Below are 20,956 nucleotides of genomic sequence, written 5' to 3' on the forward strand. Positions count from 1 at the left end.
ACAGCGTGCTGACCGTGCGCGCCCCCGCGGCGTGTCCCCCCGGGCCGGCCCGCTCTTCCACCACCCAGTGATCCCCGGCCAGGGCCGGGATCCCTCACACCCACATCGAGGACTGTTCGAGATGCCCACCGGCCAGGTCAAGTGGTTCAACGAGACGAAGGGCTTCGGCTTCCTGTCGCGCGACGACGGCGGCGACGTCTTCGTCCACACCAAGGCGCTGCCCGCCGGGATCACGTCGCTGAAGCCGGGCCAGCGGGTCGAGTTCGGCGTGGTCGCGGGGCACCGCGGCGACCAGGCGATGCAGGTCCAGCTGCTGGACGCGCTGCCGTCGGTGGCCGCCGCCCAGCGCAAGAGCCCGGACGACATGGCGGCGCTCGTCCAGGACCTCATCACGATGATGGACGCCGTCCTGCCGGGCCTGCAGCACGGCCGCTACCCGGCCAAGCCGGCCGGGCAGAAGCTCGCCGTGCTGCTGCGCGGGGTGGCCGACCAGTTCGACGTGTAGGGGCCCGCGCGGCGGGGCTCAGAAGTCCAGCGCACCCGGGCCGAGCGGCGGCACCAGTCCCTCCGCGGCGGCCCGGGTGAGCAGCGCGCGCACGGCCGCGTGCCCCTCCTCGCCGAGGTCCGCGGTGAACTCGTTGACGTACAGCGCGATGTGCCGGGCCGCGACGTCCGGGTCCATCTCCTGGGCGTGCTCCAGCACGTACCCGCGGCTGGCCTCCGGGTCGTCCCAGGCCTGCCGGACGGAGCCGCGGATGGCCTCGGTGAGCGCCCGCAGCCGCTCCGCGCCCAGCGAGCGCCGGGCGATGATCGCGCCCAGCGGGATCGGCAGGCCGGTCTCCTGCTCCCAGGCCTCGCCCATGTCGGCGAGGCAGCGCAGGCCGTAGTCCTGGTAGGTGAAGCGGGCCTCGTGGATGACCAGACCGGCGTCCACCCGGCCGTCCCGGACGGCGGGCATGATCTCGTGGAACGGCAGCACCACGACCTCGCCCAGGCCGCCGGGCACCGCCCGCGCCGCCCAGAGCCGGAACAGCAGGTAGGCGGTGGACCGCTCGGAGGGGACGGCCACCGTCCTGCCGCTCAGGTCGTCGCCGCTCTCCGGGCGGGTCAGCACCAGCGGGCCGCAGCCGCGTCCGAGCGCGCCGCCGCAGGGCAGCAGGGTGTACTCGTCCAGCACCCAGGGCAGGGCGGCGTAGCTGACCTTGAGGACGTCCAGCTCGCCGCGCTCGGCCAGGCCGTTGGTGACGTCGATGTCGGCGAAGGTGACCTCGGGGGACTCCGCGCCCGGGACCAGGCCGTGCGACCAGGCGTGGAAGACGAAGGTGTCGTTCGGGCAGGGCGAGTACGCGATGCTCAGCCGTTCAGCCACGGCCGGCCTCCTTCACTAGCGCGGGGTGGGGCAGGACGGCGAACGCGCGCTCCAGCGCGGCCAGCGCCTCGCCGATCCGCCACGCGGACCGGTCGCGCGGGCCGACGGCGTTGGAGACGGTCCGCAGCTCGAACGACGGTACGCCGTGCCGGGCGGCGGCCTCGGCGACGCCGAAGCCCTCCATCGCCTCGGCCACCGCGTCCGGATGGCGGGCGGTCAGGGCGGCGGCGCGCGCCGCGCTGCCGGTCACCGTCGAGACGGTCAGCACCGTCCCGGCGACCGCGCCCGGGACCTCGGCGGCCAGGGTTTCGACGGCCAGCGCCACGGCGGCCGGCGGCGGGGTGTGCCGGACGGTCCCGAAGCCCAGCTCGGTGACGTCGGCGAAGCCCTCGGGGGTCTCGGCGCCCAGGTCGGCGGCGACGATGCCGGTGGCGACCACGGTGGTGCCGATCGGCGCCCGGGGGGCGAAACCGCCGGCGATCCCGGCCGAGAGCACCAGGTCGTAGCGGGCGGCGGTGAGCGCGGTGGCGGCGGCGGCCGCGGCGGCGCCCGGGCCGACCCCGCCGGCCAGCACGTCCACCGTCACGCCCGAGGGGTGCGCGACCCGGTCCAGCGCCCCGCCCGGCAGTGCCACCCGCTCCGCGGGGGCCCCGGCGGCGGCGCCCAGGCCGCGCAGCACGGCGTCGGCCTCGGCCGGCACCGCGACGACGACGAGCAGCCGGGCCCGCGCGGGGTCCGACTGCTCGTCGGGAAGTCGTACCGTCACCGGACGACCGTCAGCTGTCCTGGGTGTTCAGCTGGAAGTACCACACGGCGTAGATCGACTCCGGCGTCTTCGGGTCGGTCTCGACCACGGTGATCAGCGTCTTGCCGGAGGCGTTGAGCGCCTTGCTGGCCGGAACGGCGCCCGAGAAGGTGGCGTTGCGCGCCGCCGAGGCCAGGATGAACCGGCCGCCCTGGCCCTGCTGGCCGCCGTTGGTGTTGGCCCACCAGCCGCGGTCCGCCACGTCCGGGCTGACGCCGATGCCGATCCGGTCGCTGACGACCACGTCGGACGAGGGGATGGTGCCGGCTTCCAGGGCCTTGCCGGCCCTGTCCTGGCACTCCTCCTGCTGCTGGTCGGTCAGCGGCTGGCCGCCGTTGAAGCAGAACGGGTCGTGCGCCTGCGACGAGTTGCCCACCAGCAGGGTGGCGCGGTGGTCGCTGATCTCGTGCTGGTTCGACGCGTACGCGATGGACCCGCCGACCGTGCCGGCGGCGATGACGACGACGGCGCCGAGGCCGGCGACTGCGCGGGTGCTGAGGCTCATGCGTCAGAGGCTACCGGGCTTTCGCGATCACGCTACGCGGGGGTCGGCAACGTGTTGCCTCCGGAGAGCGGGACTCAGGCCACCCGGGGCGCGGCCGGGCGGGTGCGCAGCCCGACCCGCAGGAGCGAGCGCAGCGTCCAGAGCAGCACCGCACCGACCACCGCGGCGGCCACCGACAGGCCCAGCGTGCCGTTCAGCGGCAGCAGGATGCCGACCGCGCCGCCCGCCACCCAGGACAGCTGGAGCGCCGTCTCCGAGCGGGCGAACGCGGAGGTCCGCACCGACTCGGGCACGTCCCGCTGGATCAGCGCGTCCAGCGACAGCTTGCCGAGCGAGGCCGCCAGCCCGGCCGTCCCGGCGACCGCCACCACCGTCACCGTGCCGTACCAGAGCGCGGCGGCGGCCGTGGCGCAGCAGGCCAGCAGCAGCATCGCGGTGACCGTCAGCTCCGGGCCGCGGGGCCGCAGCCAGGAGCCGAGCACCGAGCCGAGCGCGTTGCCCGTACCGGCGGCCAGCGCCACCAGGCCGAGCGCGAGGGTCGGCTGAAGGCCGCCGACCGGGTCTTCGCGGAGCAGGAACGCCAGGAACAGCACCAGGAAGCCGACCAGCCAGCGCATCGCCGCCATCGCGCGCAGCGCCAGGATCACCGAGGGGCCGACGGTGCGCAGCGAGGCCTTGGGCCGCTGCGCGGCGGGCGCCGTGCCGTCCTCGCCGCCGCCGGGCGGCACGCCGTGGTGGCCCGTCGGGTGCTCCTCGGCGTGCAGCACGGCGCGCTGCTCGCCCTTGGCGGAGTCCACCGCGTGCGGCAGGTGGAAGGCCATCAGGGTGCCCGCCACGAAGACCAGGAAGGCACCGCGCAGCGGCCAGCCGGGACCGATGAGGTGCAGCAGTCCGCCGACGCCGGCCGCGACCATGGTGGCCAGCAGCCCGGCCAGGGTGACCCGGGAGTTCGCCTTCACCAGGGAGAGCCGGCTGGGCAGCAGCCGGGGCACCACCACGCTGCGCACCACCCCGTACGCCTTGGAGGCGACCAGCACGCCGAGCGCCTCCGGGTAGAGCGCCAGCCCGCCGCCGGCCACCACGCCGGCCATCGTCCAGGCGAGCACCGCGCGGGCCAGCATCGACGTCGCCACCGCGGCCCGGCGGCCGTGCGGCAGGCGGTCCAGCAGCGGGCCGATCACCGGGGCGAGCAGGGCGAACGGCGCCATGGTGACCAGCAGGTAGAGCGCCACCCGGCCGCGGGCCTCGCCGGTGGGCACCGAGAAGAAGATGGTCGAGGCGAGCGCCACGGTGATCAGCATGTCGCCGAAGGCGTTCAGCGCGTGCAGCTCGATGAGCTTGGCCAGGCCCGACTCGCCGGCGCCCTCGGCGGCGGTGGCCCGGCGGATCCGGCGGCCGGTGCCGTGCACCACCTTGCCGGTGCGGGAGCCGGCCGCGGAGGCGGTGCGGACCAGGAAGTGCCGGCGCGGCTCGTCCTCCTCCGCGGCCTCCTCCTCGGCGAGCGGTGCGACCGGGGCGGGCGGTGCGACAGAGCCGGGCGGTTCGACGGAGCCGAGCGGTGCGGCCGGTTCGAGCGGTTCGGAGGGCTCGGTGGCGGGCAGTGACGAGGGGTCCACCGACCGCGGTTCGTTCGCGGAGTGGACCGGAGGCTGCTGTCGCGGCAGCGCGTTCGCCTCGTCCGGACCGTCGGTCCGCGAGGCGCGCACTGCGTGCTGCGACGGGTTCTCGTCCGCCACAAGCCCATCCTGCCCCAGATTCGGGACGACAACGCGGGATTCCGCTCCGCGCCGCGCGGTCGACGGCCCGCGTTCCCGTTCCGGACGTTCCGGAGCCACTCCGGACGCCCCGGACTGTGCCGGGCGGCCGACCGGCGGGTAGCCTGCCCAAGGTCCGCCCGAGGGCCCGACCGGCGCCGGCGGACCAGACGAGCGGCGCGGCCGGTATCCGCGGCGGCCCGCGGTCGCGCAGAATGGACGAGGGAAACCGAGCCGCGACGGAACAGGCAACTCGCCGTGGGCGACAGAAGAACTGGGAGAGAATCGACGCCGTGAGTGCTGCGATGCGAAGCCGTACCCCTGATCGGCTCTGTGCCGAGGCCGTCGAACTCGCCCGCCAGGCCGCCGAGGACGCCGTCGGCGCCGAGACCGTCGGGGCCCACCTGGGTGTTCAGGCCGAGGCCGACCGGGTCGTCACCCACACCTTCGAGTGCCTGGACGCGGCCTACCGTGGCTGGCACTGGGCCGTGACGGTGGCCCGCGCCCCGCGCGCCAAGAACGTGACGCTGGACGAGGTCGTGCTGCTGCCCGGCGCCGACGCGATCCTCGCCCCGCAGTGGGTGCCGTGGAGCGAGCGGCTGCGCCCGGGCGACATGGGCCCCGGGGACCTGCTCCCCACCGACGCCGACGACCTGCGCCTGGAGCCGGGCTGGACCGGCGAGGACGAGCCCGCGCCGAACTCCGCGGTGGCCCAGGCCGCGCAGGAGGACGTGCTGGTCTCCGACCCGGACATCCAGCCGGCGCCGGGTCGCGCCCAGATCAGCGCCGTCGCCGACGAGCTGGGCCTGGGCCGCAGCCGGGTGCTCTCCCGGCTGGGCATGCACCTGGCCGCCGACCGCTGGGAGAAGGCGCACGGCCCGCAGACGCCGATGGCGCAGTCCGCCCCGGCCTCCTGCGTCAGCTGCGGCTTCCTGATCCCGATCGGCGGCACGCTCGGCCAGGCCTTCGGCGTCTGCGGCAACGAGTTCGGCCCGGCCGACGGCCAGATCGTCTCCTTCGCCTACGGCTGCGGCGGGCACTCCGAGGCGGCCGTGATCCCGGCCCCGCCGGCGCCCGCCGAGCTGATCCTGGACGAGCTGGTGGTCGAGCCGCTGCCGCTGCACCCGGACCGGCTCTCCGGCTCGGTCGAGCCGGACGCGCCCACCGAGGAGCTCGGCCACTCCTGAGCACCACCGCTTTCCGGCGGCCCGCCCCACCCGTGGGGCGGGCCGCCGCCGTTTCCGCCCCCGCGTGGGCGGGCCGCGGCCGGGGGCGTGTCCGGGGCAGTCCTTCCGGCAGGGAAGAATGCCCTCGTAGGGCACAACAGGGCGGCGGAAGGCGGCAGGTCCAGTGGAACCTCGGATTCTCGGCAGCGGCACGGACGAGCACCTCGCGGACCCCTTCGGCAGCGCCGAACTGCGCCGTCGGGTGCTGGACGCCTGGGCCGCCTCCCCGGCCCGGTTCCGGGAGGACGCCAACGCCGAGGAGGAGCTCGCCCTCGGCGGCTACCGCGACCGGCTGGTCGTCGAGCTGGCGCAGAACGCCGCCGACGCCGCCGTCCGCGCCGGGCACGGCCCCGGCCGGCTGCGGCTCACCCTGGCGGACGGCGTGCTGGCCGCCGCGAACACCGGCGCGCCGCTGGACGCCGCCGCCGTCGAGTCGCTGTCCACCCTGCGCGCCTCCTCCAAGCGCGGCGAGCACGAGACCACCGTCGGCCGGTTCGGCGTCGGCTTCGCCGCCGTCCTCGCGGTCACCGACGAGCCCGCCGTGCTCGGCTCGGCCGGCGGCGTGCGCTGGTCGCTCGGCGAGGCCCGGGCACTGGCCGGGACGCAGCCGGCGCTCGCCGAGGAACTGCGCCGCCGGGACGGCCACGTGCCGCTGCTGCGCCTGCCGTTCGCCGCCGAGGGCCCGGCGCCCGAGGGGTACGACACGGTGGTGGTGCTGCCGCTGCGCGACGCCGCCGCCGAGGACCTCACCCGCCGGCTGCTGGCCGGCATCGACGACGCGCTGCTGCTCACCCTGCCCGGCCTGGCCGAGGTGGTGGTGGAGACCTCGGAGGGCACCCGTACGCTGACCCGCTCCGCCGCGGAGCCGCGTCCGGACGGCGTCACCGAGGTGACGGTCACCGACGACGCCGGCGGGGGGCACCGGCGCACCGTCTGGCAGACCGCCGAGGCGGCCGGCGCGCTCGCCGCGGAGCTGCTCGCCGACCGGCCCACCGAGGAGCGCGCCCGCCCCTACTGGACGGTGACCTGGGCGGTGCCGGTCTCCGAGGAGGGCGACCCGCAGCGGCCCGCGATCGACCCGGTGCTGCACGCGCCCACCCCCAGCGACGAGCCGCTCGGCCTGCCCGCGCTGCTGATCGCCTCCTACCCGCTGGACTCCACCCGCCGGCACGTCGCCCCCGGCCCGCTCGCCGACTTCCTCACCGAGCGCGCCGCCGACGCCTACGCCGACCTGCTGCGCGCCCGCGGCGGCGACCTCGGCTCGCTCGGCCTGGTGCCCGGCCCGCTCGGCCAGGGCGCGTTGGACAACGCGCTGCGCGCCGCCGTGCTCTCCCGGCTGCCCGGTACACCGTTCCTACCGCACCCGGCGCCGGTCGAGGAGGGCACCCCCGCGCTGCGGCCCCGGGACGCCACGCTGCTGGAGGGCGCGGACGGCTCGGTGGTCGAGGCCCTGGCGCCGATCTTCCCCGGCCTGCTGCCGGCCGGCCTGGAGCGCCGCACCGAACTGCGGGTGCTGAACGTCCGCCGGGTCCCGCTCGCCGAGGTGGTCGACCAGCTGGGCGGCCTGGACCGCGAGCCGGCCTGGTGGCGCAACCTGTACGCGGCGCTCGGCGGCGCCGACCCGGAGGCGCTCGGCGCGCTGCCGGTGCCGCTCGCCGACGGCCGGACGGTGACCGGTCCGCGCCGGGTCCTGCTGCCCTCCGACGCCGCCGACTGGGCGGCCTTCCCCGGCTACCCCGAGTCGCTGGCCGACGCGCTCGCCGTGCTCGACCTGCGGCTCGCCCACCCGGAGGCCGCCCACCCGCTGCTCGCCAAGCTCGGCGCCGGCGCGGCCACCCCGGCCGGGGTGCTGGACACGCCCGAGGTGCGGGCCGCCGTCGCCCGCTCCTACGAGCTGGCCGAGGACGACCCGGACGCCGCCGCCGACCTCGCCGAGGCGGTGCTGGCGCTCGTCAGGGCGGCCGCCCCGGCGCCCGGCGAGCACCCCTGGCTGGCCCGGCTGGCCCTGCTCGACGACGAGGGCGAGCCCGCCCGCGCCGGTGAGCTGCTGCTCCCCGACAGCCCGCTCGCCGCGCTGGCGCGCGAGGACGACACGGCCTGGGTGGACGACGACCTGCTGGAGCGCTGGGGCCCGGAGGTGCTCGCCGCCGTCGGCGTACCGGCCGACTTCGTGCTGGTCCGCGCCGAGGACGTGGTGCTCGACCCCGACGACCTGGACCGGCTCGACCCGACCGCGCCCGCCGACCGGGCGGCCGGCGGCCACCCCACCGGGCTGATCGACGAGGCGCCGGACGGCCTGGCGGACTGGGCCGAGGACGCGCTGGAGGCGCTGCACGCCGACGACGGGGACACCGTGGGCGTCCCGCCGGTCGCCGCCGAGCTGCTGGCCGTCCGCGACCTGGACCTGGTGGACGACGACGCCTGGCCGCAGGCGCTGGCCGCGCTGGCCCGCCCGCCGTACCGGGACGCCGTCGTCACCCCGGTCCGCACGCTGCTGCCGGACGGCTCGTACGCCGACCTGCCGCCGTACACCGCCTGGTGGCTGCGCGACCACCCGGTGCTGGACGGCCGCGAGCCCGCCGGGCTGCGCGCGGCCGGCGCCGACCCGCTGCTGCGTGGTCTGTACGACGAGGCCCGCACCACCCTGGACGAGCAGTTCCTGCACGCGCTGGGGGTGCGCACCACGCTGACCGCGCTGCTCGCCGAGCCGCACGGGCCGGACGAGGTGCTGGACCGGCTGACCGACCCGGCCGCCGAGGTCGGACACCGCCAGCTGCACGGCATCCACAGCGCGCTGGCCCGGATCGAGGTGGAGCGGATCGACCCGCTGGACGTGGTGCGCGCGGTGCCGCCGCTGGACCGGGCCACCGGCCGCCGTCCCGACCGCACGATCGTGGTGGACGCCGCCGAGGCGGTCGTCGCGGACGCCCCCGACCTGGTGGAGCTGCTGCACGACCACCCGCTGCTGCCGGTCGCCCCGGCGCTGGCCGCCGACCTCGCCGAGCGGCTGCACGTCTCGCTGGCCAGCGAGGTGGCCGGCGGGCGGGTGCTCTCCCAGGGCGTCCTGCACCGGGTGCCGGCCGTGGTGCGGGAGCTGCTGCCCGGCTGCCCGGTCGCGTACGAGGAGCACGAGGACCTGCTGGTGGTCGGCCCGGACGGCGAGGAGGCCGCCGTGGACTGGCGCTGGGACGCCGCCGCGGACACCCCGGAGGCGCCGTACGACCCGGAGTCGGCCGAGGAGGCGGACGAGGACGACGAGTTCGAGGTGCCACCGGTGCCCGGGCTGTTGCACGCGGCCACGCCGGAGGGGCTGGCCGCCGGGCTGGCCTGGTCGGTCGGGCAGTGGCACCGCCGGTTCGAGGTGCTGGCCGCGCTCAGCGAGCCGGACCGGGCGTACGAGCTGTCCGCCGCCCGCGACTTCGAGGGCTGAGCCCGTCGGCCTCCGGTGCCCGCTCCGGTCAGGAGCGGGTGCCGGAGCGGGTCCGGCCGCGGGCGATCAGCCGCAGGTAGACCGTGAGGGTGGCCACCACCCAGGTGGCGGTCAGCACGGCGGCGACCGCCTTGGTCAGCCGTGGTCCGGGGTGGATTTCGGCCAGCGCGCCGACCCCGGCCATCGCCAGGGCCAGCAGCCCGGTGGCCAGCAGCCCGCCCAGGAAGGCCGCGAAGGCCTCCAGTTCACCGCCCCTGCGCGCCATCGCGGCACTCCCCCCGTCGCCCGGTCCCCGGGTCAATGATCGGTCCGGCGGCGCATGATCCGCCAGACCACCTCCAGCACCACTCCGGCGATCAGCGCGATGCCGACGCCGACCCACGGGTCCCGGGTGCCGGACAGCGAGAGCTGGAAGAAGTCGGAGAGCCAGGGCACCGTCATTACCAGCGCGAACGCCCCGCACATCGTCCCGATCAGCAGCAGCCGCCACCAGTTGTACGGGCGGGCCACGATCGCCAGCACCCAGATCGCGACCAGGAAGAGCGTCAGGGTGGCCACGCTGGTGTCCGACTCCAGGTCGGTGGCGTGGTTGGCGCGGGCCAGCGCGTACGCGGTGAAGGTCGCCGTCCCCGCGATGACACCGCCGGGGATCGCGAGCCGCAGCACCCGGCGCACGAAGCCGGTGCGGGCGCGCTCGTTGTTGGGCGCGAGCGCCAGGAAGAAGGCCGGCACGCCGATCGTCAGGGTGGACAGCACGGTGGAGTGCCGGGGCAGGAACGGGTACGGGGAGTGGGTGAAGATCACCAGCAGCGCCAGCAGCACCGAGTAGACCGTCTTGACCAGGAACAGCCCGGCCACCCGCTCGATGTTGCCGATCACCCGGCGGCCCTCGGCGACCACCGAGGGCATCACCGCGAAGGAGTTGTTCAGCAGCACGATCTGGGCGACCGCCTTGGTCGCGTCGCTGCCGCTGCCCATCGCCACGCCGATGTCCGCGTCCTTGAGCGCCAGCACGTCGTTGACGCCGTCGCCGGTCATCGCCACGGTGCGCCCGCGCGACTGCAGCGCGCCGACCAGCTGGCGCTTCTGCTGCGGGGTGACCCGGCCGAAGACGGTGGTGCGCTCGGCGGTGTCGGCGAGAGCCTGCGGCTCGGTGGGCAGGGTGCGCGCGTCCACCGGGTGGTCGGCGCCGGGCAGCCCGAGGTGGGCGGCGACCGCGCCGACCGAGACGGCCGAGTCGCCCGAGATCACCTTCGCCTGGACCCGCTGGCCCTCGAAGTAGCGCAGGGTGTCGGCGGCGTCCTCGCGCAGTCGCTGCCGCAGCACCACCAGGGCGAGCGGCCGCAGTTCGGCGGCCGGGTCCGGGGCGTCCAGCGGGACCGGCGAGCGGCCCAGCAGCAGCACCCGCAGGCCCTGGGCGCCCAGCTCGTCCACCTCGGCCAGCGCCGGGTGGCCGGCGGGCAGCAGCACGTCGGGGGCGCCGAGCAGCCAGCTGGCCTCCTCGCCACGCGGCTCCAGCAGTTGGACGCCGCTCCACTTGCGGGCGGAGGAGAACGGCATCGCCTCGATCACCCGCCAGCCGTCGCGGCGCTCGCCGCTGCCGTCGCCGTAGGCGTCGATGACGGCCTGCATCGACGGGTTGGGGCGGGCGTCGGCGCCGGCCATCACGCCGAGCGCCTGCTTGACCGTCTCCTTGAGGGCGCCGTTCTCCGCCAGGGCGTCGCCCGCCGGCTCGCCCCGGTCACCGCCGTCGGTGATGATCCGCAGGTCGACGACGTCCATGCCGCCCTCGGTCAGGGTGCCGGTCTTGTCCAGGCAGACGGTGTCCACCCGGGCCAGTCCCTCGATCGCGGGCAGCTCCTGCACCAGGCACTGCTTGCGGCCCAGCCGGACCACGCCGATCGCGAAGGCCACCGACGTCAGCAGCACCAGGCCCTCGGGCACCATCGGCACGATCCCGGCGATCATCCGGCGGACCGCCTCGCGCCAGTCCCGGCCCTCCACCGCCAGCTGGCTGATGATCAGACCGATCGCGGTCGGCACCAGCAGCCAGGTGATGAACCGCAGGATGCTGTCGATGCCGGTGCGCAGCTCCGACTTCACCAGGGTGAACCGGCTCGCCTCCTCGGCCAGCTGCGCCGCGTACGCCTCGCGGCCGACCTTGGTGGCGGTGAACGCGCCGGCGCCGGCCACCACGAAGCTGCCGGACATCACCGGGTCGCCGGGGTGCTTGAGCACCGGGTCCGGCTCGCCGGTGAGCAGCGACTCGTCGATCTCCAGGCCGTCCGCCTCGGTGACCTCGCCGTCGACGATCACCTTGTCGCCGATGCCGAGCAGCACGGTGTCGTCCAGCACGATCTCGCCGACGGCGACCTGCGTGGCGGCGCCGTCCCGGCGCACCTGGGGCCTGGCCTCGCCGATCAGCGCGAGGCTGTCCAGGGTCTTCTTGGCGCGCAGCTCCTGGATGATGCCGATCGCCGTGTTGGCGACGATGACCAGGCCGAACAGGCCGTCCTGGAGCGGGCCGACGACCAGGATGATCGCGAACATCACGCCGATGATCGCGTTGAACCGAGTGAAGACGTTCGCCCGGACGATCTCCCGGGTGGAGCGGCTGGAGCGGACCGGGACGTCGTTGACCTCGCCGCGGGCGACCCGCTCGGCCACCTCGGCGGAGGTCAGCCCGCCGCGTCGGCCGGGCAGCAGGCCGAGCGGGTGGGCGCCGTCCGGCTGGTCACCGGTGGGCTTGTCCTCGGCGGGCTGCGCGGGCTGCGTCATGGCACCGACTCTACGGGTGCCTTATGTCCGGTGCGTGCTACTAAAGGACCATTCAGTCCGACCGAGTGGCCGGATTCTGCGGCTCCGCCGCGGCCGCCGCCCGGCTGCGCGCGATGGCGTCCCGGCGGGCCCGGCAGTACCAGAGGCCGATCAGTCCGAGTCCGCCGCCGGCCAGGCAGATCCACGGCCAGCTGCCGTGGCCGTGGTCGGACAGCGTGCCCCAGAACGGGAGCAGGACCACGAACGCCACGAACCAGAGCACCGTGCCGCCGCCGACGATCGCGACGTCGTTGGCCTCCAGCGGCGGGGGCGAGGGGTGCAGTGGCGTCTTGGGCATGGGCCCTAGGGTACGGTGCGGCCGCACGTCCGATCGATTCTGCGCGGGGACTGTTCGCGCCTGTTACGTGGGTTCTTCGTTCTACGCGCGAAGATAGCGTACGGGCGATCGGGGAACCCATACTTGTTTTTCCGGTCGGTCGCGGCATGCTCAGGACATTGTGCTTCGTGCCCGTCCCACCGGGGCGCCCGGTGCCACCGTCGTTCCCGGGCGGGTCCCCCTCTCCTCCGCCCCCCACAGAGGACGCAGCATGCCCGTGGCCCAGCCGACCACCGAGTCGCCCGAGCCCGCCCAGCCCGACACGCCGAAGCCCCCGTCCGGCGCGCTGGACCGCTACTTCCGGATCAGCGAGCGCGGCTCCTCCCTGCCGCGCGAGATCCGCGGCGGCGTCGCCACCTTCTTCACCATGGCGTACATCCTGGTGCTGAACCCGATCATCCTGGCCAGTGCCACGGACATGACCGGCGCCCACCTGGACAGCGCCCAGCTGGTCACCGCCACCGCGCTCACCGCCGGCCTGACCACGCTGCTCATGGGCGTCATCGGCAACGTCCCGATCGGCCTGGCCGCCGGCCTCGGCGTGAACACCATCGTCGCCCTCCAGCTCGCACCCAAGATGACCTGGCCGGACGCCATGGGCATGGTCGTGCTGGCCGGCTTCGCGATCATGCTCCTGGTCGCCACCGGCCTGCGCGAGCGGGTGATGAGCGCCGTCCCGCTCGGCCTGCGCAAGGCCATCGCGATCGGCATCGGTCTGTTCATCACCCTGGTCGGCCTGGTCGACTCCGGCTTCGTCACCCGCATCCCCGACGCCGCCCACACCACCGTCCCGCTCCAGCTCGGCGTCGGCGGCCACCTGCACGGCTGGCCGGTCCTGGTCTTCGTGCTCGGCCTGCTGCTCACCCTCGTCCTGCTGGTGCGCAAGGTCCCCGGCGCGATCCTGATCTCCATCGCCGTGATGACCGGCGTCGCCGTGGTGATCGACAAGCTCGCCGACATCCCCGCCCTCAGCTGGGGCCTGACCGTCCCGGCCTGGCCGGGCAACCCGGTCGCCGCGCCCGACTTCGGCCTGGTCGGCGAGGTCAGCCTGTTCGGCGGCTTCGAGAAGGTCGGCGTCCTCACCGGCGTGCTCTTTGTCTTCACCGTGCTGATGTCCTGCTTCTTCGACGCGATGGGCACCATCCTCGGCGTCGCCGACGAGGCCCACCTGCTCGACGAGAAGGGCGACCTGCCCGGCATCAACAAGGTCCTGATGATCGACGGCATCGCCACCGCGGCCGGCGGCGCCACCTCGTCCTCCGCCAACACCTGCTTCGTCGAGTCCACCGCGGGCGTCGGCGAGGGCGCCCGCACCGGCTTCGCCTCCGTCGTCACCGGCGGCCTCTTCGTGGTGGCCCTCTTCCTCACCCCGCTCGCCACCATGGTCCCCGCCCAGGCCGCCACCCCCGCGCTGGTCACCGTCGGCTTCCTGATCCTCGCCAACTCGGTGCGGGACATCGACTGGGCCGACTACACCATCGCGATCCCGGCCTTCCTGACCATCGCGATGATGCCGTTCACCTACTCCATCACCAACGGCATCGGCTTCGGCTTCATCACCTTCTGCATCCTGCGGATCGCCACCGGCCGTGTCCGTGAGGTCCCGCTCCCGATGTACGTCGTCTCCGCCGTCTTCGCCTTCTACTACCTGATGCCGGCCCTCGGCCTGCTCTGACCCTGCCGGGCTTCCGACGGCCCCGCGCTCCCCCTCCGGAGCGCGGGGCCGTTTTGATGTCGGGAATATGGTGGAGTTGATATCGTTTTCTTGTTGTCGACTGCTGGAGGAACAGCCATGGCGCGCACGGTGATCGACCTCGACGACGACCTCCTGGCCGAGGCGCAGCGTCTGTTCGGCACGACCACCAAGGTCGCGACGGTCAATGCCGCGCTGCTGGAGGCCGTGAAACTGGCCCGGCGGATAGAGCTCGCCGACGCCATCGCCAACGGGGAGTTCGACCTTCTCGACGAGCCGGGCAAGTCGGCGGCGGCGTGACCCGGGAGCGCTTCCTGATCGACAAGTCGGCCCTGGCGCGCTGGGGAAAGCCGACGGTGCGGCCCGTCCTCGACGATCTCTCGCAGCGCGCGCTGCTGGCGGTGACCGCGGCAGTCGAGATGGAGGTGCTGCACAGTGCTCGCAGCGCGGCGGAGGCGGATCGGCTGAGCCGTCTGCTCAGGGGGTTCGACTACCTGCCGTGCACCGACGAGGTCTGGGACCGCGCGAAGGACATCCAGCGGCGGGCCCTGTTCCGGGGCAACCACCGTGCTCTGTCGATGGCCGACATGCTGATCGCCGCCACCGCTGAGCGACACGGGGTCACGGTCCTGCACTACGACGGCGACTACGACATGATCGCGTCCATCACCGGCCAACCTGCTCGCTGGGTCGTGCCGGCGGGGACCGCCGACTGAGTTCGTCCACGTGGTCGGCGCCTTCGATCGCCATCGCCATCGCCATCGGCTTCGGCTTCATCACCTTCTGCATCCTGCGCATCGCCACCGGCCGTGCCCGTGAGGTCCCGCCCCTCCCCCTACCGGGCTTGCCGGGTGTGAATCGGCCGCAAGGACCACCGAAGCCAGCACGGCGAATTGGCTTCCGGTGCGGCGATTGCGGAGGAGGCGGCGGAAATCGATTTGCCGGCGGGAACTCCGGTTTCGGCCGGGGAGGATGGGGCCGGTGCGTCGGGAGTGAATTTGCGACGGGGCGGGAATCCCGGGGCCGGCCGGTGGGCGGAGGCGTCAGTGGACGCAGAACTCGTTGCCCTCGGGGTCCTGCATCACGGTCCAGGAGCCGCCCGGTTCGGCGATGTCGTGGAGGAGGGTGGCGCCGAGGGCGGTGAGGCGGGTGACGGTGGCGGCGCAGGCGTCGGGGCCGGGGTGGAGGTCGAGATGGAGGCGGTTCTTGCCCTGCTTCGGCTCGGGGACGCGCTGGAAGAGGATCCGCCGGCCGAGGCCGGTGTCGCTGGTGGGGTCGTGCGGGTCCTCGGGGTGGCGGACGGCGGCGAGGGTCGGCCAGGCGTGCCGGCCGTCGACCTCGGTGATCCGGTCCGGGGTGATCGTGCCGGCCGAGAGCAGACCGGCGATCAGGGTGCTGTGGTCCTCGACGGTGTAGTCGAGGGCGGCGGCCCAGAAGGCGGCCTGGCGGTGCGGGTCGGCGGCGTCGATGACGAGCTTCCAGTGCATGGTCATGTAACCGGTTATAGGGGTTGCGGGCCGGTCGGGGCAAGAGTGGATCTCAAGGGGGCGCCGGTGTAGGGGAGTTGACCGGGGGAATACTCCGGGCTGAGACGGGGGAGGGGAGCGGTTCGATGGTCAGACAGGATCCGCCCACGGGGGTCGAGGCGCAGTTGCTGCCCGAGCTGTTCCGGACGGCCGACCAGGCGTCACTGTCCGGGCAGCAGCAGACGTTGCGCTGGTACCGGGGGCTCATCTCGATGCTGGTGGTCGCGGCGGCGGTCGGTTCGCTGCCCGGGCCGGACGACAAGGGGGCCTCCGACATCACGCCACTGTTCTCGGTGGTGGCGCTGCTGGTGGCCGGGTACTTCTGGGCGCGGCTGCGCCGCAGCAATCCGCAGGGGCGCTGGTACGAGGCGCGGGCGGCGGCCGAGTCGGTGAAGACGTTGGCCTGGAAGTACGCGGTGCGGGCCCGGCCGTTCGAGGGTGACGCGGAGTCGGCGGACGTCGACCGCGGCTACCTGCTGCAAGTGGAGGACGTGCTGCGGGCGTTCGAGGATCCGGCGATCGTGCCGCCGGAGTCGGTCGCCGAGATCACCCCGGAGATGCGCCGGGTGCGGGCGGAGTCGCTGACCGCGCGGCGGACGCTCTACCTGCGCACCCGGGTGGAGGGGCAGCGGACGTGGTACCGCTCGCGTGCCGAGTCCTGCGAGTCGCAGGCGGTGACCTGGGGGCTGGGCGTGGCGGGGCTGATCATCGTCGGTGCGGCGGCGGCGATCGCGCAGGCGACCGGGGCGCTGCAGGTGCACGTCTTCGGCGCCACCTCGGCGGCGGCCGCGGCGGTGATCGCCTGGACGCAGCTGAAGCAGCTCCGTCCGCTGGCGGCCGCGTACCAACTGGCGGCGCGGGAGCTGGAGAACGTCGGCAACCAGCTGTCCGACCTCGACCCGCGGATGCCGGACGCCGAGCAGCGCTGGGCCCGGCTGGCCGCCGAGGCGGAGGACGCGGTCTCGCGCGAGCACACCACCTGGCGGGCGCGGCGGGCCTTCCCGCGCTGAGCCGCACGGGTCCCGGGCCGCCCCGCGCCGGCGGGGCGGTCAGGCGTCCAGCGGGGCCAGGCCGAACGGGTGGCCGGCCGGGTCGATCAGCACCTTGAGCGTACGGCCGTGCTGGTAGGTGGGCTCGGTCGCGCCCAGGGTCAGGGCGCGGGCGGTGGCCGCCTCCAGGTCGTCCACGTAGAAGTCCAGGTGGAAGTGCTTGCCGCCGTCCGGCTCGGTCCACGGCTCCGGCCGGTACCCGCTGACCCGGCCGAAGCCGAGCGGGCTGCCGCCCTCCGGGTTGTCCAGGATGGCGAACCGCTCGTCCGCGTGCCGGGTCTCCCATCCGAGCAGCGCGCCGTAGAAGGCGGCCAGTGCGACCGGGTCGGCGCAGTCGATGGTGACCATCGCGAGGCGGGCGAAGCCGGTGTCGTTCTGCTCGGCCGGGTCGACCGTGGTGGCCTGTTCGGCGGCGACGTCGGTCATGGCTGGTCGACCCTTCTGCTGGGCGTGGTGCGGCGCCGGGTCCCGCGTGGACCGGGTCCCAGGACCAGCATCGCACCGGGAGTCACGGAGAGCACGGCCAGCCGGAGCGGGGAGGGGGAGAAAGCCGCCCGGCGGCGGGCCGCGGGCTGTTGACCAGCGCGAATCGGTCAGGGGCGTTCCGGATCGCCGCACAATCGGCACGGTGCGGGCATCGGCGGCGAAACGCCCCGGCCTGGACGCGTACGGGTTGATGGCGGCGCTGGACGCGGTGCGGACGGCGGCCGGTGACCTCGGCGCGGCGGCGGCGGTCGACACCCGGCGCTGAACCCCTGGACGGGTCCGGGCCGCGGACGGTCGGAAACCAATTTTCTTTAGCCAGGGTAATGACGTAGGCTAACAACATGCCCGAGATGTCCGAGCAGGACCTCGCAGCCATCAGTCAGCTGCGGTCGTCCGCCATGCGCCTCTCCCGTCGACTGCGCCACCAGCGGGTCGAGGAGTCGCTCAGTCCCACCGAGATCGGGGTGCTGGGCACCCTCGCCCGGTGCGGGAAGGCCACGCCGGGTGAGCTCGCCCGGAAGGAGCACGTACAGCCGCCCTCGATGACCAGGATCGTCGCGATGCTGGAGGAGAAGGGCCTGGTGCGGCGCGAACCGCACCCGGAGGACCGCCGGCAGGTGGTCGTCAGCAGTACCGAACAGGCCGAGACGATCCTGGCGGAGTCCCGCCGGCGTCGCAACGCCTGGCTCGCCGAGCTCGCCGAGGGGCTCGACGAGGAGGAATGGGCGAAGCTCCGCGAGGCCGCGCCCGTGCTCTACAAGCTCGCACACCTCTAGGCACGGCTTTCCGGTAGCCGCCGGAGACGAAGGAGAACCGCATCACCGCAGGACCGAAGACCGACACCAGGAGCGCGACGGCCACGCCACGGGCCGTCGCGCCGCGAGGGGAGACCACGTGACACCGCCGGCCGCAGCCAGCGCCGCCGCCACCCGTACCCGGACCGACGAGCAGACCACCGACCCCGCCGCGGCGAACGCCGCGGCCGCCGACGCCCAGGCACCCGCCCCGACGGGGCTGCCCGGCAACGGCGACGACGACCCCGACGAACGCACCGCGGCGGACGACCCCGCCGCTCCCGGCCGCACCCGCGCGGCCGCGTCCCCCACGGCGGACTCGCCGACCGGCGCCGCCTTCACCAGGCCCGGGGGGATGTTCTCCTCACTGCGCGTTCGCAACTACCGCTACTACTTCGCCGGCCAGGTGGTGTCCAACACCGGTACCTGGATGCAGCGCATCGCCCAGGACTGGCTGGTCCTCAGCCTCACCGGCAGCCCGCTCGCGGTCGGCATCACCACCGCCATGCAGTTCCTGCCGATGCTGCTGCTCGGCCTGTTCGGCGGGGTGCTCGCCGACCGGATGCCCAAGCGCCGGCTGCTGATCCTCACCCAGGGTGCGATGGGCCTGCTCGCCGCCGGCCTCGCCGTGCTGACCGTCGGCGGTGTGGTGACCCCGTACTACGTGTACCTGTTCGCGCTGCTGCTCGGCCTGGTCACGGTGGTCGACAACCCGACCCGGCAGGCGTTCGTCTCCGAGATGGTCGGGCCGAAGGACCTCGCCAACGCGGTCAGCCTCAACGCCGCCAACTTCCAGACCGCCCGGCTGGTCGGCCCCGCCGTCGCGGGTCTGCTGATCGCCGCGGTCGGCAGCGGCTGGGCGTTCGCGCTGAACGCGCTGTCGTTCGCCGCCGTGATCGGCGGGCTGCTCGCGATGCGGGAGAGCGAACTGCGCCCGACCGCGCCGATCGCCCGTGAGAAGGGCCAGTTGCGGGAGGGGCTGCGGTACGTCAAGGAGCGGCCCGAGCTGCTCTGGCCGATGGTGCTGGCCGGCTTCATCGGCACCTTCGGCTTCAACTTCCCGACGCTGCTGGCGGGTTTCGCCTCCGACACCTTCCACGTCGGCGCCGGGCAGTACGGCCTGCTGAACACCGCGATGGCCGTCGGATCGCTGACCGGTGCGCTGATCGCGGCCCGCCGGGGCGTGCCGCGGCTGCGCAGACTGGTCGGCGCCGCCCTCGCGTTCGGCACGCTGGAGGTGGTGGCGGCGTTCGCGCCCGGCTACTGGAGCTTCGCGCTGCTGCTCACCCTGATCGGGGTGTTCGGGCTGAGCTTCAACACCTCGGTCAACGCCTCGCTCCAGCTGGGCACCGACCCGGCGATGCGCGGGCGGGTGATGGGACTGCTGATGCTGGTCTTCGCCGGCGGGACGCCGATCGGCGCGCCGATCGTGGGCTGGGTGACCGCCTCGTACGGGCCCCGGGTGGGACTGCTGGCCTGCGGCCTGGTCTCGGCCGCGGCGGCCGGTGCGGTCGGCCTGGTGCTGGCCCGCAGCGCCGAGCTGCGGTTGCGGCTGGACCTCCACCCCGGGCGCGGGGGCCGGGTGGTGGCGCTGGTGCCGCGTCCGGCGGCGAGCGCCAAGCCTGAGCTGGCCACGGCCTGCTGACGGCCTGCCGACAGCCTGTTGATGTGCTGAGGGCCCGCCCCGGAACGCCATGACGGCGCTCCGGGGCGGGCCCGTCGGCTCAGAGCCGGATCGCCAGGATCTGCCCCGGCCACGGGCCGGCCGGTTGCTCGACCTCGAAGGACTCGGTCTCGGTGAAGCCGAGCGCCCGGTACTGGCCGACCAGCTTGCGGTCGTCGCCGCCGAAGCAGTCCACCCGCAGCAGGCCGATGCCGCGCCGGCGGGTCTCGTCGAGCGCGTCGGCGATCAGCGCCGAGCCGATTCCCGAGCCCTTGCGGCTCCGGTCGGTCACCAGGTTGCGGATGTACAGCTCGGGCTCGTCCACCGGGGTGGCGTACTCGGGGCGCTGCTCGGACAGCACGCAGGAGCCGACCGTGCGCCCCTCGTCGTCGATCGCGAGCCGGATCAGGAACGCCTCGCCGGTGTACTGGCCGATGTGCTCGACGCGGGCGGGGATGTCGCTGAACGACCGGTCGCCCCACTGCCGGGTGCGACCCCGGGCGGCCAGCCAGGCCACGGCGCCGTCGAGCAGGGACAGGATGTCGGGGATGTCCTCGGGGCCCCCGTTGCGGATCTTCATGGGAATCCGTTCTAGTCCAAACCCTCCCGCGCGGGAAGATGGCCCCATGAGGCTCTTCGTGGCGGTGCTGCCTCCGGTGGAGGCGTTGCAGGATCTGGCCGACGCGGTGGCCCCGGTGCGCGGGCTGCCGGGGGCGGACCGGCTGCGCTGGACGACGGCCGACGCCTGGCACCTGACCCTGGCCTTCTTCGGCGAGGTGCCGGCCGACCGGGTGACGGAGCTGGAGGCCGCGCTGGCGGAGGTCGCCGAGGCCCACCCGGCGCACACGCTGCGGCTGGCCGGCGGCGGGCGGTTCGGCGACCGGGTGCTCTGGGCGGGGGTGGAGGGGCAGGACTGGGCGCTGCGCCGGATCGCCGAGGCGGTGTACCGGGCCACCGCAGAGGTGGTCGGCGAGACGGACGCGTTCAGCTTCCACCCGCACCTGACGCTGGCCCGGGCCGGCTCCTCGCGCGGCCGGCGGCGGGCGGAGCAGCGGCTGGCGGCCGCCGAGCTGGACGCGCTGGCCCGGGCGCTGGACGGCTACCGGGGGCCGGAGTGGGAGGCCGCCGAGCTGCACCTGATGCGCAGCGAGCAGGGCGGCGGCCCCGTCCGCTACACCTCGCTGTGCTCCTTGCCGCTGGCCCGCTGGGAGGCCGGGCCGCCGTAGCGGCGGTGGCCGGATCGCCAACCTCGGCGTCCGGCCGCGAACCGGCCGGGGGTACGCTCGTTGACCGTGGATCCCAAGACTCGAATGCGAATCGTGACCGCCGCGCTGGTCCTGCTGCTGGTCATCGTGCTGGTCAGCTCGCTGGTCAACCGGTAAGGACGGAGACGGGAGAAGGGGCCCCCCCCCCCGGCGGGGGGGCCGCGCCCCTGTGTGCGGGGGGGGGGGGGAGAGCCGCGCGACCACCAAGTGGAAGGAGACCCCGGGGTCTTATTAAAA

The 20,956-nt window shown here is 74.4% G+C and carries 21 protein-coding genes; 11 read left to right on the top strand and 10 right to left on the bottom strand.

Translation table 11 applies throughout. The features are described from left to right. The first annotated feature begins 121 nt into the window (after positions 1 to 121). Positions 122 to 505, top strand: coding sequence for a cold-shock protein (locus ACFU9E_RS01165; RefSeq protein ID WP_350541364.1), 384 nt, complete (start codon positions 122 to 124; stop codon positions 503 to 505). An 18-nt stretch (positions 506 to 523) separates the two neighbouring features. On the opposite strand, the gene ACFU9E_RS01170 is transcribed toward ACFU9E_RS01165, so the two are convergent. From ACFU9E_RS01170 to ACFU9E_RS01185, 4 genes are all read right to left on the bottom strand, one after another. Continuing rightward, on the bottom strand, positions 524 to 1,369 hold the full coding sequence (locus ACFU9E_RS01170; protein WP_380684365.1) for a 1,4-dihydroxy-6-naphthoate synthase: 846 nt from the start codon (positions 1,367 to 1,369) through the stop codon (positions 524 to 526). Beyond that, positions 1,362 to 2,135, bottom strand: a complete 774-nt coding sequence (locus ACFU9E_RS01175; RefSeq protein WP_380684364.1) for a futalosine hydrolase — start codon at positions 2,133 to 2,135, stop codon at positions 1,362 to 1,364. Before ACFU9E_RS01175 ends, ACFU9E_RS01170 begins: the two co-directional genes overlap by 8 nt. A gap of 10 nt (positions 2,136 to 2,145) precedes the next feature. Beyond that, positions 2,146 to 2,679: a hypothetical protein gene (locus tag ACFU9E_RS01180; protein ID WP_380684363.1), complete on the bottom strand. Its 534-nt coding sequence runs from the start codon at positions 2,677 to 2,679 to the stop codon at positions 2,146 to 2,148. Positions 2,680 to 2,753: 74 nt separating this feature from the next. Further along, positions 2,754 to 4,133: an MFS transporter gene (locus ACFU9E_RS01185; protein WP_380684375.1), complete on the bottom strand. Its 1,380-nt coding sequence runs from the start codon at positions 4,131 to 4,133 to the stop codon at positions 2,754 to 2,756. Between the two features lie 605 nt (positions 4,134 to 4,738). On the opposite strand from ACFU9E_RS01185, the gene ACFU9E_RS01190 reads away from it, so the two are divergent. Together ACFU9E_RS01190 and ACFU9E_RS01195 are read left to right on the top strand one after the other, a co-directional pair. Then, positions 4,739 to 5,620 (top strand): DUF3027 domain-containing protein, encoded by an 882-nt coding sequence (locus tag ACFU9E_RS01190; protein ID WP_380684374.1) that lies wholly within the window; start codon positions 4,739 to 4,741, stop codon positions 5,618 to 5,620. A gap of 163 nt (positions 5,621 to 5,783) precedes the next feature. After that, a complete protein-coding gene (locus ACFU9E_RS01195) occupies positions 5,784 to 9,089 on the top strand; it encodes a sacsin N-terminal ATP-binding-like domain-containing protein (protein WP_380686477.1) in 3,306 nt (1,101 codons plus the stop codon). Positions 9,090 to 9,117: 28 nt separating this feature from the next. Here ACFU9E_RS01195 and ACFU9E_RS01200 read toward each other — a convergent pair whose 3' ends face one another. Genes ACFU9E_RS01200 through ACFU9E_RS01210 form a run of 3 tightly spaced genes read right to left on the bottom strand, consistent with a single transcriptional unit; the run spans position 9,118 to position 12,204 of the window. Next, a complete protein-coding gene (locus ACFU9E_RS01200) occupies positions 9,118 to 9,354 on the bottom strand; it encodes a hypothetical protein (protein WP_380686479.1) in 237 nt (78 codons plus the stop codon). Positions 9,355 to 9,386: 32 nt separating this feature from the next. Then, a complete protein-coding gene (locus ACFU9E_RS01205) occupies positions 9,387 to 11,867 on the bottom strand; it encodes an HAD-IC family P-type ATPase (protein ID WP_380686481.1) in 2,481 nt (826 codons plus the stop codon). A 52-nt stretch (positions 11,868 to 11,919) separates the two neighbouring features. Beyond that, positions 11,920 to 12,204 (bottom strand): DUF2530 domain-containing protein, encoded by a 285-nt coding sequence (locus ACFU9E_RS01210; RefSeq protein ID WP_380686483.1) that lies wholly within the window; start codon positions 12,202 to 12,204, stop codon positions 11,920 to 11,922. A gap of 250 nt (positions 12,205 to 12,454) precedes the next feature. Here ACFU9E_RS01210 and ACFU9E_RS01215 point away from each other — a divergent pair, with 250 nt between their 5' ends. The 3 genes from ACFU9E_RS01215 (at position 12,455) to ACFU9E_RS01225 (ending at position 14,652) form a co-directional block, all read left to right on the top strand. Next, a complete protein-coding gene (locus ACFU9E_RS01215) occupies positions 12,455 to 13,918 on the top strand; it encodes an NCS2 family permease (protein WP_380686485.1) in 1,464 nt (487 codons plus the stop codon). Between the two features lie 117 nt (positions 13,919 to 14,035). After that, positions 14,036 to 14,236 (top strand): type II toxin-antitoxin system VapB family antitoxin, encoded by a 201-nt coding sequence (locus ACFU9E_RS01220; RefSeq protein ID WP_045692353.1) that lies wholly within the window; start codon positions 14,036 to 14,038, stop codon positions 14,234 to 14,236. Then, entirely contained in the window at positions 14,233 to 14,652 is a 420-nt protein-coding gene (locus ACFU9E_RS01225; protein WP_380689260.1) for a PIN domain nuclease, read from the top strand. Before ACFU9E_RS01220 ends, ACFU9E_RS01225 begins: the two co-directional genes overlap by 4 nt. Before the next feature lie 327 nt (positions 14,653 to 14,979). Here the strand turns inward: ACFU9E_RS01225 and ACFU9E_RS01230 are convergent, their stop codons facing one another. Then, positions 14,980 to 15,429: a VOC family protein gene (locus tag ACFU9E_RS01230; protein WP_380689259.1), complete on the bottom strand. Its 450-nt coding sequence runs from the start codon at positions 15,427 to 15,429 to the stop codon at positions 14,980 to 14,982. A gap of 119 nt (positions 15,430 to 15,548) precedes the next feature. Here ACFU9E_RS01230 and ACFU9E_RS01235 point away from each other — a divergent pair, with 119 nt between their 5' ends. Continuing rightward, positions 15,549 to 16,472 carry a DUF4231 domain-containing protein gene (locus ACFU9E_RS01235; RefSeq protein ID WP_380689258.1) on the top strand — a complete coding sequence of 308 codons (924 nt, stop codon included), beginning with the start codon at positions 15,549 to 15,551 and terminating at the stop codon, positions 16,470 to 16,472. Positions 16,473 to 16,511: 39 nt separating this feature from the next. On the opposite strand, the gene ACFU9E_RS01240 is transcribed toward ACFU9E_RS01235, so the two are convergent. After that, complete coding sequence (locus ACFU9E_RS01240; RefSeq protein WP_380689255.1) at positions 16,512 to 16,937, bottom strand: VOC family protein; 426 nt, start codon at positions 16,935 to 16,937, stop codon at positions 16,512 to 16,514. 202 nt (positions 16,938 to 17,139) lie between these two features. Between ACFU9E_RS01240 and ACFU9E_RS01245 the strand changes: the two genes are divergently transcribed. The 3 genes from ACFU9E_RS01245 (at position 17,140) to ACFU9E_RS01255 (ending at position 19,436) form a co-directional block, all read left to right on the top strand. Continuing rightward, positions 17,140 to 17,262 carry a hypothetical protein gene (locus tag ACFU9E_RS01245; protein WP_380689253.1) on the top strand — a complete coding sequence of 41 codons (123 nt, stop codon included), beginning with the start codon at positions 17,140 to 17,142 and terminating at the stop codon, positions 17,260 to 17,262. Between the two features lie 76 nt (positions 17,263 to 17,338). Then, a complete protein-coding gene (locus tag ACFU9E_RS01250; RefSeq protein WP_380689251.1) occupies positions 17,339 to 17,773 on the top strand; it encodes a MarR family winged helix-turn-helix transcriptional regulator in 435 nt (144 codons plus the stop codon). 118 nt (positions 17,774 to 17,891) lie between these two features. Beyond that, a complete protein-coding gene (locus ACFU9E_RS01255; protein ID WP_380690247.1) occupies positions 17,892 to 19,436 on the top strand; it encodes an MFS transporter in 1,545 nt (514 codons plus the stop codon). Positions 19,437 to 19,515: 79 nt separating this feature from the next. Here the strand turns inward: ACFU9E_RS01255 and ACFU9E_RS01260 are convergent, their stop codons facing one another. Further along, entirely contained in the window at positions 19,516 to 20,034 is a 519-nt protein-coding gene (locus ACFU9E_RS01260; protein WP_380690329.1) for a GNAT family N-acetyltransferase, read from the bottom strand. Between the two features lie 46 nt (positions 20,035 to 20,080). Between ACFU9E_RS01260 and thpR the strand changes: the two genes are divergently transcribed. Then, on the top strand, positions 20,081 to 20,680 hold the full coding sequence (thpR, locus tag ACFU9E_RS01265) for an RNA 2',3'-cyclic phosphodiesterase (protein WP_380690327.1): 600 nt from the start codon (positions 20,081 to 20,083) through the stop codon (positions 20,678 to 20,680). The last annotated feature ends 276 nt before the right edge of the window (positions 20,681 to 20,956 follow it).

The sequence above is a fragment of the Kitasatospora sp. NPDC057595 genome, assembly GCF_042800875.1.
Taxonomy (GTDB): Bacteria; Actinomycetota; Actinomycetes; order Streptomycetales; family Streptomycetaceae; genus Kitasatospora.

What these genes read in the sequence shown, in the direction of transcription:
- ACFU9E_RS01180 (WP_380684363.1), bottom strand. Translation starts at nt 2,679, where the DNA reads ATGAGCCTCAGCACCCGCGCAGTCGCCGGCCTCGGCGCCGTCGTCGTC.
- ACFU9E_RS01230 (WP_380689259.1), bottom strand. Translation starts at nt 15,429, where the DNA reads ATGACCATGCACTGGAAGCTCGTCATCGACGCCGCCGACCCGCACCGC.
- ACFU9E_RS01205 (WP_380686481.1), bottom strand. Translation starts at nt 11,867, where the DNA reads ATGACGCAGCCCGCGCAGCCCGCCGAGGACAAGCCCACCGGTGACCAG.
- ACFU9E_RS01210 (WP_380686483.1), bottom strand. Translation starts at nt 12,204, where the DNA reads ATGCCCAAGACGCCACTGCACCCCTCGCCCCCGCCGCTGGAGGCCAAC.
- ACFU9E_RS01200 (WP_380686479.1), bottom strand. Translation starts at nt 9,354, where the DNA reads ATGGCGCGCAGGGGCGGTGAACTGGAGGCCTTCGCGGCCTTCCTGGGC.
- ACFU9E_RS01165 (WP_350541364.1), top strand. Translation starts at nt 122, where the DNA reads ATGCCCACCGGCCAGGTCAAGTGGTTCAACGAGACGAAGGGCTTCGGC.
- ACFU9E_RS01190 (WP_380684374.1), top strand. Translation starts at nt 4,739, where the DNA reads ATGCGAAGCCGTACCCCTGATCGGCTCTGTGCCGAGGCCGTCGAACTC.
- ACFU9E_RS01215 (WP_380686485.1), top strand. Translation starts at nt 12,455, where the DNA reads ATGCCCGTGGCCCAGCCGACCACCGAGTCGCCCGAGCCCGCCCAGCCC.
- ACFU9E_RS01250 (WP_380689251.1), top strand. Translation starts at nt 17,339, where the DNA reads ATGCCCGAGATGTCCGAGCAGGACCTCGCAGCCATCAGTCAGCTGCGG.
- ACFU9E_RS01220 (WP_045692353.1), top strand. Translation starts at nt 14,036, where the DNA reads ATGGCGCGCACGGTGATCGACCTCGACGACGACCTCCTGGCCGAGGCG.
- ACFU9E_RS01240 (WP_380689255.1), bottom strand. Translation starts at nt 16,937, where the DNA reads ATGACCGACGTCGCCGCCGAACAGGCCACCACGGTCGACCCGGCCGAG.
- ACFU9E_RS01260 (WP_380690329.1), bottom strand. Translation starts at nt 20,034, where the DNA reads ATGAAGATCCGCAACGGGGGCCCCGAGGACATCCCCGACATCCTGTCC.
- thpR (WP_380690327.1), top strand. Translation starts at nt 20,081, where the DNA reads ATGAGGCTCTTCGTGGCGGTGCTGCCTCCGGTGGAGGCGTTGCAGGAT.
- ACFU9E_RS01235 (WP_380689258.1), top strand. Translation starts at nt 15,549, where the DNA reads ATGGTCAGACAGGATCCGCCCACGGGGGTCGAGGCGCAGTTGCTGCCC.